Source organism: Limimaricola cinnabarinus LL-001, from assembly GCF_000466965.1.
GTDB lineage: Bacteria > Pseudomonadota > Alphaproteobacteria > Rhodobacterales > Rhodobacteraceae > Limimaricola > Limimaricola cinnabarinus.
In genome coordinates, this window is sequence record NZ_BATB01000001.1 from 121,933 (window position 1) to 138,287 (window position 16,355).

The 16,355-nt window shown below is 65.9% G+C and carries 10 protein-coding genes and 1 pseudogene; 5 read left to right on the forward strand and 6 right to left on the reverse strand.

Annotation, left to right across the window (positions count from 1 at the left end; translation table 11 throughout):
- Nucleotides 1–16: 16 nt before the first annotated feature.
- The 3 genes and pseudogenes from betB to betI all read right to left on the reverse strand — a co-directional run bounded on the left by betB (nucleotide 17) and on the right by betI (nucleotide 3,603).
- Nucleotides 17–1,479: pseudogene (gene betB / locus MBELCI_RS00555) on the reverse strand (betaine-aldehyde dehydrogenase).
- A 34-nt stretch (nucleotides 1,480–1,513) separates the two neighbouring features.
- The gene (gene betC / locus MBELCI_RS00560) at nucleotides 1,514–3,031 is read right to left on the reverse strand and encodes a choline-sulfatase (RefSeq protein WP_021692173.1); all 1,518 of its coding nucleotides are present in this window, start codon (nucleotides 3,029–3,031) and stop codon (nucleotides 1,514–1,516) included.
- Nucleotides 3,028–3,603 (reverse strand): choline-binding transcriptional repressor BetI, encoded by a 576-nt coding sequence (betI, locus tag MBELCI_RS00565; RefSeq protein WP_021692174.1) that lies wholly within the window; start codon nucleotides 3,601–3,603, stop codon nucleotides 3,028–3,030. Before betI ends, betC begins: the two co-directional genes overlap by 4 nt.
- 112 nt (nucleotides 3,604–3,715) lie before the next feature.
- On the opposite strand from betI, the gene choX reads away from it, so the two are divergent.
- From choX to choV, 3 genes are read left to right on the forward strand one after another with little or no spacing between them, the layout of a single operon-like run.
- The gene (choX, locus tag MBELCI_RS00570; RefSeq protein WP_021692175.1) at nucleotides 3,716–4,795 is read left to right on the forward strand and encodes a choline ABC transporter substrate-binding protein; all 1,080 of its coding nucleotides are present in this window, start codon (nucleotides 3,716–3,718) and stop codon (nucleotides 4,793–4,795) included.
- Between the two features lie 22 nt (nucleotides 4,796–4,817).
- The gene (choW, locus tag MBELCI_RS00575; RefSeq protein WP_021692176.1) at nucleotides 4,818–5,648 is read left to right on the forward strand and encodes a choline ABC transporter permease subunit; all 831 of its coding nucleotides are present in this window, start codon (nucleotides 4,818–4,820) and stop codon (nucleotides 5,646–5,648) included.
- Nucleotides 5,649–5,650: 2 nt separating this feature from the next.
- Nucleotides 5,651–6,697, forward strand: coding sequence for a choline ABC transporter ATP-binding protein (gene choV, locus MBELCI_RS00580; protein WP_045319533.1), 1,047 nt, complete (start codon nucleotides 5,651–5,653; stop codon nucleotides 6,695–6,697).
- Here choV and MBELCI_RS00585 read toward each other — a convergent pair.
- The 3 genes from MBELCI_RS00585 to MBELCI_RS00595 all read right to left on the reverse strand — a co-directional run bounded on the left by MBELCI_RS00585 (nucleotide 6,648) and on the right by MBELCI_RS00595 (nucleotide 10,771).
- On the reverse strand, nucleotides 6,648–7,610 hold the full coding sequence (locus tag MBELCI_RS00585) for a DMT family transporter (protein ID WP_021692178.1): 963 nt from the start codon (nucleotides 7,608–7,610) through the stop codon (nucleotides 6,648–6,650). The genes choV and MBELCI_RS00585 overlap by 50 nt on opposite strands.
- A 105-nt stretch (nucleotides 7,611–7,715) precedes the next feature.
- Complete coding sequence (locus MBELCI_RS00590; RefSeq protein ID WP_021692179.1) at nucleotides 7,716–8,333, reverse strand: LysE/ArgO family amino acid transporter; 618 nt, start codon at nucleotides 8,331–8,333, stop codon at nucleotides 7,716–7,718.
- A 38-nt stretch (nucleotides 8,334–8,371) separates the two neighbouring features.
- Complete coding sequence (locus MBELCI_RS00595) at nucleotides 8,372–10,771, reverse strand: ATP-dependent helicase (RefSeq protein ID WP_021692180.1); 2,400 nt, start codon at nucleotides 10,769–10,771, stop codon at nucleotides 8,372–8,374.
- 190 nt (nucleotides 10,772–10,961) lie between these two features.
- Here MBELCI_RS00595 and MBELCI_RS00600 point away from each other — a divergent pair, with 190 nt between their 5' ends.
- Nucleotides 10,962–12,782, forward strand: coding sequence for a sensor domain-containing diguanylate cyclase (locus tag MBELCI_RS00600; RefSeq protein WP_021692181.1), 1,821 nt, complete (start codon nucleotides 10,962–10,964; stop codon nucleotides 12,780–12,782).
- A 112-nt stretch (nucleotides 12,783–12,894) separates the two neighbouring features.
- Nucleotides 12,895–16,338 (forward strand): pyruvate carboxylase, encoded by a 3,444-nt coding sequence (locus MBELCI_RS00605; RefSeq protein WP_045319512.1) that lies wholly within the window; start codon nucleotides 12,895–12,897, stop codon nucleotides 16,336–16,338.
- Nucleotides 16,339–16,355 lie beyond the last annotated feature (17 nt).

Here is a 16,355-nt window from a genome sequence, read left to right on the forward strand (position 1 = left end):
CCGGCTCCGGGGCCGATCAGTACGGCGCCTCGACCGGCCCCATCGCGACGTAGACGGTCTTGATCTGGCTCCAGTGCTCGATCGCCACCTGCCCGTTCTCGCGGCCCACGCCGGACATCTTCATGCCGCCGAAGGGCGCCTCGACCGGCGTCAGGTTGTAGGTGTTGATCCAGCACGAGCCCGCCTGAAGCCCTGCCACGACGCGGTGCGCCCGCGCCAGATCGCGGGTGAACACGCCCGCCGACAGCCCGTAGATCGTGGCGTTGGCGCGCGCCAGCGCCTCGTCCTCGGTGGCAAAGCCGAAGACCGACATCACCGGGCCGAAGATCTCCTCGCGCGCGATGGTCATGTCGTCGGTGACATCGGCGAAGACCGTGGGCTCGATCCAGAACCCCGCGCCCTTTCCCTCGGGTCGGCCGCCGCCCGCCACGAGGCGTGCGCCCTCCGCCCGTCCCTTGGCGACAAAGCCCTCGACGATCTCGCGCTGACGTTCGCTGACCATCGGCCCGAAATTCGTGGCCTCGTCGAGCGGATCGCCGATCGTCACGCCGCGAAGACGCTCCGATAGCCGATCGAGAAAGGCCTCGCGGATGCCGTCCTGCACGAAGACGCGGGTGCCGTTCGAGCAGATCTGCCCCGAGGAATAGAAATTGGCGTTGATCGCCGCCGAGACGGCGTCCTCGAGGCTGGCATCGTCGAAGACCACGAGGGGCGACTTGCCCCCCAATTCCATCGTGACCGATTTTATGCCGGTGGCGGCGGCGGCATAGACGCGGCGGCCCGTGGGCACGGAGCCGGTGAGCGAGACCTTGGCAACGCGGTCATCCTCGACCAGCGCGGCGCCGACATCGCCATAGCCCTGCACTACGTTGAACACGCCCGGCGGCGCGCCCGCCTCGATCAGGATCTCGGCCACTTTGAGCGCGCAGAGCGGCGTCGTCTCGGAGGGTTTGAACACCATCGTGTTGCCGCAGGCGAGCGCGGGCGCGGCCTTCCAGCAGGCGATCTGCGTGGGGTAGTTCCACGCGCCGATCCCGACCGTCACGCCCAAGGGCTCGCGGCGGGTGTAGATGAAATCCTCGCCCATCTGGATATGCTCGCCCGACAGCGTCGCGGCGAGACCGCCGAAATATTCGAGCGCGTCGGCACCCGAGGTGGCGTCGGCAACCAGCGTTTCCTGCAATGGTTTACCGGTGTCCTTGGTCTCGAGCTCGGACAATTCGCGGTTGCGCGCGCGCATGATGTCGGCGGCGCGGCGCAGGATGCGGCCCCGCTCGGTGCCGGTCATCGCGGCCCATGCGGCTGCGCCCGCTTGGCCGCCGCAAGCGCGCGGTCGACCAATGCGGGCGTGGCCGAATGCAGATCAGCAATGGTCTCGCCGCTGGCCGGGTAGATCACAGGGAGCGCGGCGCCGGTCTCGTCCTCGACATACTGGCCGTCGATGAAGTGGCTGGCCTCGGGTTGGGTCGGATAGGTCATGGCTGCGTACTTTCGAATTGGCGAAGGGAAGAAATCACTCACCGCGCGGAAAGCGCTGGCTCTCCTCGAGAATGTTCAGGTCCATGTGGTTGCGCATGTAGCGTTCGGAGGCGGCGCGCAGCGGCTGGTAGTCCCACGGGTAGTAGCCGCCTTGCCGCAGTGCCTCGTAGACCACCCAGCGCCGGGCCTGGCTCGCGCGGACCTGTGCGTCGACGAGATCGAAGTTCCAGCGTTCGGACGTCATTGCGCGGAACCGTGCCATGGTTTCGGCATGGTCTGGCTCGGCGGCGAGGTTCACGCGCTCGCCCGGATCAGCCTTGAGGTCGAAGAGCTGCTCAGGATCGACCGGGCAGGCCGTGTATTTGAACCGCCCCTCGCGCAGCGCGATCATCGGCGCGATCGAGCCTTCGGCGGCGTATTCCATCGCCACCGGCGTGTTGCGCCGCGCGCCCTGCCCCAGCGGCACGAGGCTCTCGCCATCGGTCCAAGGCGTGACCTCGGACATGTCGACGCCGGCGAGGTCGCACAGCGTCGGCGTCACGTCGATCGCCGAAACCGGATCGGTCACGAGGCCCGGCGCCATGTCGGGGGCGCAGATCATCAGCGGCACCCGTGCCGAGCCTTCGAAGAAGCTCATCTTGAACCACAGCCCCCGCTCTCCGAGCATGTCGCCATGGTCCGACACAAAGACCACGATTGCTTCCTGCCGCGTGTCCCCGAGCACGGCGAGAATCTCGCCCAGCTTGTCGTCGACATAGCTGATATTGGCGAAATAGCCCTGCCGCGCCCGGCGGACCTGCTCGGGCGAAATATCGAAACCGTCCGCGTCGCAGGCGTCCCAGAGCCGCTTCGAATGCGGATCCATCTTCTCATAGGGGATCGCCTCGCCCGGCGCGTCGAGATGATCGCAGTCGTTGTAGAGGTCCCAGTACTTGCGGCGCGCCACATATGGATCATGCGGATGGGTAAAGCTCACCGTCAGGCACCACGGCCGCGCGTCGTGGCCGCGCGCCAGATCGTAGAGCTTGATCTTGGCCTGATGCGCGACGTCATCGTCATATTCGAGCTGGTTGGTGATCTCGGCCACGCCCGCGCCGGTGACCGAACCGAGGTTGTGATACCACCAGTCGATCCGCTCGCCCGGCTTGCGCCAATCCGGGGTCCAGCCGAAATCGGCCGGATAGATGTCGGTGGTCAGTCGCTCCTCGAAGCCGTGAAGCTGGTCGGGGCCGACGAAATGCATCTTGCCCGACAGGCAGGTCTGCCAGCCGGCGCGGCGCAGGTGATGCGCGAAGGTGGGGATGTCCGACGGGAACTCGGCCGCGTTGTCGTAGACCCCGGTGCGGAACGGCAGCTGGCCGGACATGAAGGACGCCCGCCCCGGCGCGCAGAGCGGGCTGCCGGTATAGGCGTTGGCAAATCGGGTCGAGCGCGCGGCCAGCGCCTTGAGATGGGGCGCGTGCAGCCAGTCGGCCGGGCCGTCGGGAAACAGCGTCCCGTTGAGCTGGTCGGCCATGACGATAAGGATGTTCGGAGACTTGTCCGGGGTCATTTCAGCTCCAGTTCGAGCGCGGCGAGCAATTGGCGTGTGGCGGCGGGGCCGTCGGCGGGACCGCCCGCGAGGCCTTGCTTGAGATACATCCCGTCGATCAGCGCCGCGAGACGTTCGGCCGCGTCGATGGCGGCCGCCCCGAGCAGCGGCCGCAGGTCATGCGCGAGATTCGAGCGCAGGCGGCGGTGATAGATCCGCAAGAGCCGCGCCGCCGCAGGAGAGGTGCGAGCCAGTACATAGAAATTGAGCCATGCGGCGACCACTTCGGAGCGGAAGTTCGAAGGGCCGAAGTTGGCCCGCAGAAGAGCTGCGACCCGACCGCGCGGATCGCCCTTTGCCGCGATGAGCGCCGCGCGCACCTCGGCGGAATACTCGGTGAGGAGGTGGCGCATCGCAGCTAGGAAAATGTTGTCCTTGTTGCCGAAATAGTGGTGCGCCAGCGCCGAGGACATACCCGCACGCCGCGCGATCTGGGCCACCGTCACATCGAGCGAACCCCGCTCGCCGATCTCCTCGATCGTCGCTTTGACCAATGCCGCCCGGCGTATAGGTTCCATCCCAAGCTTGGGCATGAAGGATCTCCGATCTGCGCCCGGGCCGAATGACCGGGTTGCAACGGCGACCCTAATAGGGTTTTTATTGACGCGTCAATCAAGAACCAGAACCCACAGAGAGGACGACCCCATGATGCTCCGCACCACGATCAGTGCCCTGGCGCTCGCCGCTGCCGCCACCGGCGCCCACGCGCAGGACGCCGCGCAGTGCGGCGAGGTCACGCTGTCGGATGTCGGCTGGACCGACATCACCGCCACCACCGCCACCACCGCCGTCGTGCTCGAGGGCTTGGGCTACGAGCCGGAGGTCAAGGTGCTCTCGGTGCCCGTCACCTTCACCTCGATGGCCGATGGCGACATCGACGTCTTCTTGGGCAACTGGATGCCGACACAATCCTCGGAGATCGCGCCCTATTCCGAGGCTGGCACCATCGAGACCGTGCACAAGAACCTCACCGGGGCAAAGTACACGCTGGCCACCAATGCCGCCGGCGCCGCGCTCGGCATCGCCAGCTATGAGGACATCGCCGAACATGCCGAGGCGCTCGACGCCACGATCTACGGCATCGAGCCGGGCAATGACGGCAACAAGCTGATCCTCGAGATGATCGAGAGCGACGCCTTCGGCCTGAGCGATTTCGAGGTCAAGGAAAGCTCCGAGCAGGGCATGCTGGCGCAGGTCGACCGCGCGTCGAAGCGCGACGAGCCGGTGATCTTCCTCGGCTGGGAGCCGCATCCGATGAACGCCAATTACGAGATGACCTATCTCGAAGGCGGCGATGACTGGTTCGGCCCGAACCTGGGCGGCGCCGAGGTCTACACCGTCACCCGTCAGGGTCTCGTGGAAGAATGCCCCAATCTCGGCGCGTTCCTGCAGAACCTCGAATTCTCGCTCGAGATGGAGAACGAGATCATGGGTGCGATCCTCGACGAGGGCATGGACCCCGAAGAGGCCGCGAAGGAATGGCTCGCCGCCAACCCCGAAGCCGTGGAGCCTTGGCTCGAAGGCGTGACCACGCTTGACGGCTCGGACGCGCTGCCTGCCGTCAAGGGCGTCATCGAGGCTGATCCCCGCTATCGGGGCCGCCACCGCGCGCCCCTCCCCCGGTCCCGCACGGGGCCGGGTTTTGGATTTTCGGCCATCTTCGGCCCCCGCCCATCCGATCCGCGGCACAGGACGCCGCATCCCCCGACACGGAGACCCCGATGACCAGACCGATCCGAGGCGCCCCATGGAGCTGAGCATCCCCAAGATCCCCGTGGGCTCGTTGGCCGCCGACGGCTTCGACTGGCTCGAAACCAACCTCGCCATCGTCTTCGACACGCTGTCATGGCTGCTCGAAAGCATGATCGAGGTCATCCTGTGGATCCTTCAGACGCCGCCCGAACTCGTGGTCATCGCGGTCTTCGTCGGCCTCACCTGGGCGCTGCACCGCCGCTGGCAGCCCGCCCTTCTCGTAACGCTGGGCTTTCTCTTCGTGCTCAACCAAGGCTATTGGGAGGAGACGACCGAGAGCCTGACGCTGGTGCTTTCGGCCTGCGTCGTGTGCATGGGCGTCGGTGTGCCGATCGGCATCGCCGTGGCGCACCGGCCGCGGCTCTACGCTTGGGTCGCCCCCGTGCTCGACCTGATGCAGACGCTGCCGACCTTCGTCTACCTGATCCCGGCCATCGTATTCTTTGGCATCGGCATGGTGCCGGGACTGATCGCCACGGTGATCTTCGTGCTGCCCGCACCGATCCGACTGACGCAGCTCGGCATCTCCAGCACGCCGACCTCGCTGGTGGAGGCCGCGCAGGCCTTCGGCGCGACGCCGCGCCAGCTTTTGTGGAAGGTCGAGCTGCCCTCGGCCTTTCCGCAGATCATGACCGGCCTGAACCAGACCATCATGCTGTCGCTGTCGATGGTTGTCATCGCGGCTCTCGTCGGGGCTGACGGGCTCGGCGTACCGGTCGTCCGGGCGCTCAATTCGGTCAACACCGCGCTCGGCTTCGAAAGCGGTTTCGTCATCGTCGTGGTCGCGATCATGCTCGACCGGGCGCTGCGGGTGAAACGGGGATGACCATGACTGATACGACCAAACGCAACGCCGTCGAGTTCGATGCCGTCAACATCGTCTTCGGCGACAAGCCCGAATCGGCCCTGCCCTTCATGGACAACGGGTTGGAGCGCGCCGAGATCGCCGAGGAGACCGATCAGGTGCTCGGCGTCCATGACTGCACGCTCGACGTTCCCGAGGCAGAGATCCTCGTCCTGATGGGTCTGTCGGGCTCGGGCAAGTCGACGCTGCTGCGCGCCGTGAACGGCCTCAACCCGGTGGTGCGCGGCGACGTTCGGGTGCGCATGAACGGTGAGATGGCTTCGGTCACTCAGGCCAACAAGAAGACCCTGCGCGAAATCCGTCTGCACCATGTCGCCATGGTGTTCCAGCAGTTCGGCCTGCTGCCGTGGCGCACGGTGCGCGATAACGTCGGCCTCGGGCTCGAGCTTGGCGGGATGTCGAAATCCGAGCGCCGCGACCGGGTCGAGACCGAGCTGGAGATGGTGGGCCTCGCCGACCGGGCCGACGCGCTGGTGGGCGAGCTGTCGGGCGGCATGCAGCAGCGCGTGGGCCTCGCCCGCGCCTTTGCCACCGACGCGCCGATCCTCCTGATGGACGAGCCCTTCTCGGCGCTCGACCCGCTGATCCGCTCGCGGCTTCAGGACGAGCTTCTGGATCTGCAGGCGCGCAAGCAGCGCACCATCATCTTCGTCAGTCACGATCTCGACGAGGCGTTCAAGCTCGGCAACCGCATCGCCATCATGGAAGGCGGCCGGATCGTGCAGGCGGGCACGCCGCGGCAGATCTTCACCAAGCCCGCCAATGGCTACGTGAAGGACTTCGTGGCGCATATGAACCCGCTCGGCGTGCTCTGCGCGCGCGACGTGATGGACCCGGACGCCCATCTCGCGGCGGAAGGACAGGTGACGGCGGATACGCCGATCCTTGAGGTGATGGCCCTGATCCATGCCACGCCCGCCCCGCTCGACGTGACCGAGAAGGGCCGCGTCATCGGTCAGGTCAGTCCCGGCTCGATCCTCGAGCGTCTGGGCCAGATGCCTGCCGGTTGAGGGCCATGGCGTCGGGCGTGGCGGCGGTCAGGCCCCGTCGCGCCCGCGCCTCGCGCCAGGTGATGAACATCACCGCGCCCATGATGATCCCGCCGCCCAGAACCGTATAGGGATCGATCGGCTCGCCGAACAGGATCGCGCCGATCAGCACCGCCCAGACAAGCTGCAGGAAGGTCACCGGCTGCGTCACGGTGAGCGGCGCGGCGGCGAAGGCCCGGGTCATCGCGTAATGCCCCGAGGTGCCCAGACCGGCGGCGAGACACAGTTGCACGAGGACCATGAGTTCAGGCGTCTGCCACACCGGCAGCGCGAAGGGCAGCAGCCCCAGCGGCACCATCAGCGACAGCATCGCCACGATCACCTCGGCCGGCAGTTCGTTCGACAGCCGCTTGACCACGAGATAGCCCGAGGCGATCAGCACCGCCGTGCCAAGCATGGCGACATGGCCGGGGTCGATTTCGCGCAGGCCGGGACGCAGCACGATGAGCGCCCCGAGAAACGCCACGCCCACCGCCGCAAGGCGGCGGGGCGGCAACGGCTCCCCCATAAGGAGCGCAGCACCCAACGTCACCCAGATCGGGTTGAGGTAGTTGATCGCCGTCACGTCGCCCAAGGGAATGCGGGTGATCGCAAAGAACCACAGGCCGACCCCGAGGCTGTGCAACACCGCGCGCAGCCCCAGAAGCTGCCAGTGGCGCGGCGCAAGGCGCACCCGACGCAGCGCCGGTAGCATGGGCAAGAGAAACGGCAGGCCCAGCGCGAAGCGCAGCAATGCCGTCTGCGCCGTAGGCAGGGCAGACCCCACCGCCTTGATCAGGACGGTCATGCCGACAAAGCATAGCCCGGCCGCCACCATCCAGCCGATGCCGGTGACGGGCGACCCTTCGGAACGCGAAATGGATGCCATGCTCATGCAATTCTCCCGCAGCTACAGGAGGGGAAACCACTGCGAGATGCAAGGCCGGGCCGGCTGCGAAGGGGCCGGCCGGGTATGAGTATCTGAAGAGTGAAGTTGCCGTCAGCCGCCCCAGATCAATCCGGCGGCAATGCTCCACATCACCAGCGCGATGAGTGCGTCGAGCACCCGCCAGGCGGCGGGGCGCGCGAAGATGGGTCGCAAGAGGCGCGCACCATAGCCCAAGGCGAAGAAAAACACGAAGGAGGCAGTGACTGCGCCGGTGCCGAAAGCCCAGCTTCGGCCTTCGAAGCGCGAGGCGACCGAACCCAAAAGCACCAGCGTGTCGAGATAGACATGCGGGTTGAGCCAGGTGAGCGCGAGGCAGGTCAGCACCGCGCGGCGCAGCCCCGCCGCGCCGTCATCGGCGGCGCGCAGCGCCTCGCCGCCACGCCACGCAGCGATCAGCGCGCGTGCCCCGTAAACGATCAGGAAGGCCGCCCCGCCCCAGCGCAACAGCGGCGCGATCCACGGTGCGGCCTCGGCCAGCGCGGCAAAGCCCAAGATGCCCGCCGCGATCAGCACCGCGTCCGACACCGCGCAGGTCAGCACCACGGCGAGCACGTGATCGCCCCGGAGCCCCTGCCGCAGCACGAACGCGTTCTGTGCCCCTATGGCAAGGATCAGCGACAGCCCGAGCGCGAGCCCGGCGGCGAAGGCGGAGAGAAAACCGGCGTCCATGCGAGCGCCTTAGCCGCAGCCCCCGGACGCCGCAATCCTCAGAACGGCACGTCGTCCGCCGCATCGGCGGCGACGATGAACCGCGCCACCACCTTCTTCTGCCCGGCCTTGTCGAAGGCGATGTCGAGCTTGTCGCCCTCGACACCCATCACCTCGCCATAGCCGAACTTCTGGTGGAACACGCGGTCGCCCGCGGTGAAGGAGGACACCGCCGTCATGTCGATGGTGATGTTCTTGGCCTCCGCCGGCTGGCGCATCTGCCGCGCCTGCCCGCGCGCCTGCAGTCGCTTCCAGCCGGGCGAGTTGTAGACATCGGCCTTGGCGGCATTGTCGTGCAGCCGCGAACCCTGCGCCTCGGCGATCGCGGGTGAGGCCTGCGACGACATGCCCGCCGCGCCGTAAGTGCCACCGTAAAGACCCGGCGGCGTCAGCACCTCGACATGCGCCTCGGGCAATTCGTCGATGAAGCGCGAGGGCAGCTGGCTCTGCCACTGACCATAGACGCGGCGATTGGCTGCAAAGGAGATCGTGCAGACTGCCTCGGCGCGGGTGATGCCGACATAGGCAAGACGGCGCTCCTCCTCGAGGCCGCGCAGCCCGCTTTCGTCCATCGAGCGCTGCGACGGGAACAGACCGTCCTCCCAGCCCGGCAGGAAGACCATCGGAAACTCAAGACCCTTGGCCGCGTGCAGGGTCATGATCGACACCTTCTCGCCCGCGTCGTCCTGTGCGTGATCCATGATCAGCGCCACGTGTTCAAGAAAGCCCTGCAGGCTATCGAAGGCCTCGAGCGCCTTGACCAACTCCTTGAGGTTCTCGAGCCGCCCCGGCGCCTCCGGCGTCTTGTCGTTCTGCCACATGCCGGTGTAGCCGCTCTCGTCGAGGATCATCTCGGCCAGCTCGACATGGGTGTCGCTCTCGCTCACCACCTGCCCGTGCCAGCGGTCGAGCGCCTCGACGAGCACCGTCAGCTCCTTGAGGCCCTTGCCGCCCAGAAGCTTGGTCTGCACGACGATGCGTGCGCCCTCGACGAGGTTCACGCCGTTCGAGCGCGCGGCGCGCTGGATCGTCTGCACCGCCTTGTTGCCAAGGCCGCGTTTGGGCGTGTTGACGATCCGCTCGAAGGCGAGGTCGTCGTCGGGGCTGACGGCAAGGCGGAAATAAGCCATCGCGTCGCGAATCTCGAGCCGCTCATAGAAGCGCGGGCCGCCGATCACGCGATATGGCAGTCCGATGGTCAGGAAGCGGTCCTCGAAGGCGCGCATCTGGTGGCTGGCCCGCACGAGGATCGCCATGGAATCGAGACCCACGGGCGCCATGCCGCGCGTGCCGCGCTGCGCCGCCTCGATCTCCTCGCCGACCCAGCGGGCTTCCTCGTCGCCGTCCCAATGGCCGATCAGGCGGACCCTCTCGCCCTCCTGCTCCTCGGTCCAGAGCGTCTTGCCCAAGCGGCCCTTGTTGGCGGTGATCAGCCCCGAAGCCGCAGCGAGGATGTGCGGCGTGGAGCGGTAGTTCTGCTCCAGCCGGATCACCTCGGCACCCTCGAAATCCTTTTCGAAGCGCAGGATGTTGCCTACCTCGGCTCCACGCCAGCCATAGATCGACTGATCGTCGTCGCCGACACAGCAGATGTTCTTGTGGCCGCCCGCCAGCAGCCGCAGCCACAGATACTGTGCCGCGTTGGTGTCCTGATACTCGTCCACGAGGATGTAGCGGAACCAGCGCCGATACTGGTCGAGCACGTCGTCGCGGGTCTGGAAGATCGTGACCATATGCAGGAGAAGATCGCCGAAATCGACGGCATTGAGCTCTCTCAAGCGCAGCTGATAGGCAGCGTAGAGCTTGACGCCCTTGCCGTCATAAGCCGAGGCGTCGGCGGTGGGCACCTTGTCGGGCGTCAGCGCGCGGTTCTTCCAATCGTCGATGATCCCCGCCAGCATCCGCGCGGGCCAGCGCTTGTCGTCGATGTTCTCGGCCGCGACCAGTTGCTTGAGAAGCCTTATCTGGTCGTCGGTATCGAGGATGGTGAAGTTCGACTTCAGCCCGACCAGCTCGGCGTGACGGCGCAACAGCTTGACACAGATCGCATGAAAGGTGCCGAGCCATGGCAGCCCCTCGACCGCCTCGCCAAGCATCCTGCCGATCCGCTCCTTCATCTCGCGCGCGGCCTTGTTGGTGAAGGTCACGGCGAGGATCTCGTTGGGGCGCGCGCGTCCGGTGCGCATCAAATGCACGATCCGCGCGGTCAGCGCGCGGGTCTTGCCGGTCCCTGCGCCCGCCAGCATCAGCACAGGGCCGTCCATCGTCTCGACCGCGAGCCTCTGGGCCGGGTTCAGGCCCTCGAGATAGGGGGCGGCGCCGCCCGGCTGCGCCATGGCACGGCGCGACAGGGGCTGGGAGGCGGCCTCGAAGGCCTCGTCGTCGGAAAAGCTGCTCATGACGCCAATCTAGCCTCCGTCGCCCGCGAAGAAAAGCGGCGTTCCGTAAATGTTCACAATGTGGCAGAAACCGGCCAAATCCCTTGAAATCGTTTTATAATTCCACTGTTACGGTGGCGTGGATCAAAGCCGATTAACTCTTCGACAGCGCCTTTCTGTAAGTCTGCTCTCGCTCAAGCAGGATGCCGTCATGACCGAGATGCTCGACCGTCGCGCCCCCCCCAGACCGTTCTTCAACAAGCTCCTGATGCCATTTCTGGGGGCGGTTACCGTCGCCATGTGCCTGTCGGTCATCTACCTGCCCGCCCCTATCGTCGACCGGATGCTGCGTGACGACGTGCATCGCAAGGCGCAGGAATGGCGGTTGCGTGTCCTCGACGCCCTCGAAAGTGGTAGCGAAACCTTTGCCCGCGCCACCATTACGCGCGGTGACGAACTCTGGCTGTCGCAAGTTACGACCCTCTCCGAGATCTACTGCTTCAAGCTCATCGCGGCGGAAGGCCAGATATTCTGGTCGACGCAAGCCGAGGACATCGGCGTTGTCAACGAGATGCCGTTCTTTCGAAGGATCGTCGCAGCCGGGAATCCTTATTACCAGGCCGAGGACAGACCGGTGTCCGAGGTCGATGATCATTTCCTTCGCTCCGCTTCGAGCAATCGCGCGGAACTCTACGAGGATGAAACCGGAAAGCTGATGCGGATCGCCGAGATTCACGAGCCGATCCTGCAGAATGGTCGCGTCGTCGGTGCAATCGCGTTCTATACCGATCTGACCGAATTGCGCGCGATCTTCGTGGACCGATTGGAAAGGATTTTCATCGCGCTGTCTGTCGTTTCTCTGCTGATGCTCGTGGTGACGAGCACCGTGATCCGAAGATCGGGCCGCATGCAGCTGCGCGTCATAAACCAGCGTGCCGAACAGGAACGTCAGATGATGGCCGAACAGATGCGGCTCGCGCGAAACGTGCGGCTTTTGGGGGAATTGAACGAATGGCTCCAGTCGTCGCGTTCATTGGACGAGCTTTTCAAGATGGTCGGCCGTTTCATGAGCCACATCCTTCCGAACAGTGAAGGCAGCGTCTATGTCTATTCGAGTTCGAGGGACGTGCTCGTCGGCTCGGCAAGCTGGAATGGCGGGCATCATTGCGACCACATCCGCGCCGAGGATTGCTGGGGCCTGCGGCGGGGCCGGACCTATACATTCGGCAGCGCGGAAGTCGATTTCCCCTGCAGCCACTCCGAAAGCCAGGATGACCGCCCATCCTTCTGCTTTCCGGTTCTCGCACATGGCGAGACGGTCGGCCTTTTGCATCTCAAGGCCAAGGACAGCGTGCCGCTCGAAGAATTCCGCGCCAGTCAGAGGCTTGCCCAGATGTGCGCCGAGCAGATCAGCCTTGCCATCGCCAACGTGCAGATGCGCGACCAATTGCACGACCGCTCGATCCGCGACCCGCTCACCGGGCTCTACAATCGTCGCCATCTGACCGAGACCCTGCGCCGTCAACTCGAACAGGCGCACCGCGAGGAGCGGCCGCTGTCGATCCTGTCGATCGACGTGGATCACTTCAAGCGGTTCAACGACACCCATGGCCATGATGCGGGCGACATGGTGCTGCGCGCCGTGGCTTCGGTGTTCGAACAGGTCTGCGAGGGCGACGAGACCGCCTGCCGCATGGGCGGCGAGGAATTCATGCTGCTTCTGCCCGACCTCGGCCTGCCCACGGCCGCCTTGCGCGCCGAGGCGCTGCGCGGCGCGGTCGAACGGATCAATGTGCGCTACGGCGAAAAGAGCCTGCCGCGCATCACCATCTCGGTCGGCGTTGCGGTCCACCCCGAGGATGGCACCATGCCGCAACAGCTGATGAAGGCCGCCGACGACGCGCTTTATGATGCCAAGGGGCGCGGCCGCAATCGGGTGGCGGTCGCGGGCGAGGACGATCCTACGCAGGCAGAGGTCGCCGCACTACACGCGAGCCCGTCTCCGACACCACAGGAGGAGGCCGTGGCCTGAACTTCCGTTAGCGCTATCAGTAGCGTGGAACGGGTCCGTGGCCACCGCATCTCGGGGCTATACTGCACCGCAGAAAGTCCTAGACTGCGCCCGACCAAACGGAAGGGTGGACATGGCCGAGTTCGAAAAGATCCTTATCGCCAACCGCGGCGAGATCGCGATCCGCGTGATGCGGGCGGCAAACGAGATGGGCAAGAAGACCGTCGCGGTCTATGCCGAGGAGGACAAGCTCAGCCTGCATCGCTTCAAGGCGGACGAGGCGTACCGCATCGGCGAGGGTCTGGGCCCGGTACAGGCTTACCTTTCGATCGAAGAGATCATCCGCGTTGCCAAGATGTCGGGCGCCGACGCGATCCACCCCGGTTACGGCCTGCTCTCCGAAAACCCCGATTTCGTCGACGCCTGCACCGCCGCCGGCATCACCTTCATCGGCCCCAAGGCCAAGACCATGCGCGAACTGGGCGACAAGGCCAGCGCCCGGCGCGTCGCGGTCGAGGCGGGGGTGCCGGTGATCCCCGCGACCGAGGTGCTTGGCGACGACATGGCCGCGATCCGCAAGGAAGCCGCCGAGGTCGGCTACCCGCTCATGCTCAAGGCGAGCTGGGGCGGCGGCGGCCGCGGCATGCGGCCGATCATGGATGAGAGCGAACTCGAGGAGAAGGTCCGCGAGGGCCGCCGCGAGGCCGAGGCCGCCTTCGGCAACGGTGAGGGCTACCTCGAGAAGATGATCATCCGCGCCCGCCATGTCGAGGTACAGATCCTCGGCGACCAGCACGGCCAGATCTACCATCTCTGGGAGCGCGATTGTTCGGTTCAGCGCCGTAACCAGAAGGTCGTCGAGCGCGCCCCCGCCCCCTATCTCTCCGAGACCCAGCGCGAGAAGATCTGCAATCTCGGTCGCCAGATCTGCGCCCATGTGAATTACGAATGCGCCGGCACGGTCGAATTCCTGATGGACATGGATTCGGGCGAATTCTACTTCATCGAGGTGAACCCCCGCGTGCAGGTCGAGCACACTGTGACCGAGGAGGTCACCGGCATCGACATCGTGCGCGCGCAGATCCTCATCGCCGAGGGCAAGTCGATCGTCGAGGCCACCGGCTGCGCCTCGCAATACGACGTGCAACTCGACGGCCATGCGCTGCAGTGCCGGGTCACCACCGAAGACCCGCATAACAGCTTCATCCCCGATTACGGCCGGATCCAGACCTACCGCTCGGCGACCGGCCCCGGCATCCGCCTCGATGGCGGTACCGCCTATTCGGGTGCGGTGATCACCCGGTTCTACGATTCGCTTCTGACCAAGGTGACGGCGCGCGCGCAGACGCCCGAAATGGCGATCAAGCGGATGGACCGGGCGCTGCGGGAATTCCGCATCCGCGGCGTGAGCACGAACATCGACTTCGTGATCAACCTCCTCAAGCACCCGACCTTCCTGTCGAACCAGTACACCACCAAGTTCATCGACACGACGCCCGAGCTGTTCAAGTTCGACATGCGGCGCGACCGGGCGACGCGGCTGCTGACCTATGTGGCCGACATCACCGTCAACGGTCATCCCGAGACCGAAGGGCGGGCGCTGCCCTCCCCCGACGCCAAGCCACCCCGCGCGCCCGCCCCGCGCGGTCACGAGATCAAGCCCGGCACGCGGCAGATCCTCGACGAACAGGGCCCCAAGGCCGTGGCCGACTGGATGAAGGCGCAAAAGCAGCTCCTGATCACCGACACCACGATGCGCGACGGGCACCAGTCGCTTCTGGCCACGCGGATGCGCTCGATCGACATGATCCGCGTCGCGCCCTCCTATGCCGCCAACCTGCCCGAGCTGTTCTCGGTCGAGTGCTGGGGCGGGGCGACCTTCGACGTGGCCTACCGTTTCTTGCAGGAATGCCCGTGGCAGCGGCTGCGCGACATTCGCAAGACCATGCCCAACGTCATGACGCAGATGCTGCTGCGCGCTTCGAACGGGGTAGGCTACACCAACTATCCAGACAACGTGGTGCAGGGCTTCGTGGCCCGAGCCGCCAAATCGGGCGTCGACGTGTTCCGCGTCTTCGACAGCCTGAACTGGGTCGAGAACATGCGCGTCGCGATGGATGCGGTGATCGAGGCCGAGAAGGTCTGCGAGGGCACGATCTGCTACACCGGCAACATGCTCGATCCCAAAAGGTCGAAATACGACCTGAAATACTACGTCGCCATGGCCAAGGAACTAGAGAAGGCCGGGGCGCATGTGCTCGGCGTCAAGGACATGGCCGGCCTGCTCAAGGCCCCGGCGGCGACGCAGCTCTTCACCGCGCTCAAGGAAGAGGTCGGCCTACCGATCCATTTCCACACGCATGACACCTCGGGTGCTGCGATTTCGACCGTGCTCGCGGCCTCGGCGGCGGGCGTCGATGCGATCGACGCGGCGATGGACAGCTTCTCGGGCAACACCTCGCAGCCCACCTTGGGCTCGATCGTCGAGGCACTGAGTCAGACCGATCGCGACACCGGGCTCGACATCGAGGCGATCCGCGAGATCTCGAACTATTTCGAGCAGGTCCGCGCCCATTACGCCGCCTTCGAAAGCGGCCTGCAGGCTCCGGCCTCAGAGGTCTATCTGCACGAGATGCCCGGCGGGCAGTTCACCAACCTCAAGGCGCAGGCCCGCAGCCTCGGCCTCGAGGATCGCTGGCACGAGGTCGCCAAGACATATGCCGAGGTGAACATGATGTTCGGCGACATCGTGAAGGTCACGCCGTCGTCGAAGGTCGTGGGCGACATGGCCCTGATGATGGTGAGCCAGGGGCTCACCCGCGCGCAGGTCGAGGACCCGAGCCACGACGTGTCCTTCCCCGACAGCGTCATCGACATGATGAAGGGCAATCTCGGTCAGCCGCCGGGCGGTTGGCCCACCGCGCTGCAGGCCAAGGTGCTCAAGGGCGAGGAGCCGCTCGGGGATCGTCCGGGCAAGCATCTCAAGCCCGTGGACATGGAAGCCGCGCGCGCCGAGGCGGCCGAGGCCACCGGGGAGGCCGAGATCGACGACGAGGATCTCAACGCCTACCTGATGTATCCGAAGGTCTTCACCGACTACGCCAAGCGGCACCAGCAATACGGTCCGGTGCGCACCCTGCCGACCCGGACCTTCTTCTACGGCATGGAGCCGGGCGAGGAGATCTCGGCCGAGATCGATCCGGGCAAGACGCTGGAAATCCGGCTGCAGGCTGTGGGCGAGACCACCGACGAGGGCGAGGTCCGGGTGTTCTTCGAACTCAACGGCCAGCCGCGCACGATCCGGGTGCCCAACCGCAAGGTCGCGGCCAAGACCGCCAAGCGCCCCAAGGCCGAGACCGGCAACCCCGCCCATGTCGGCGCACCGATGCCCGGCGTGGTTTCGACCGTCGCGGCGCAGGCCGGGATGAAGGTCAAGCAGGGCGACATGCTGCTCACCATCGAAGCGATGAAGATGGAGACCGGCCTGCATGCCGAGCGCGACGGCACGATCAAGGCCGTGCACGTCACCCCCGGCGCCCAGATCGACGCCAAGGACCTGCTCGTCGAGATCGAGTGACGGCGGGAACCCGCCGA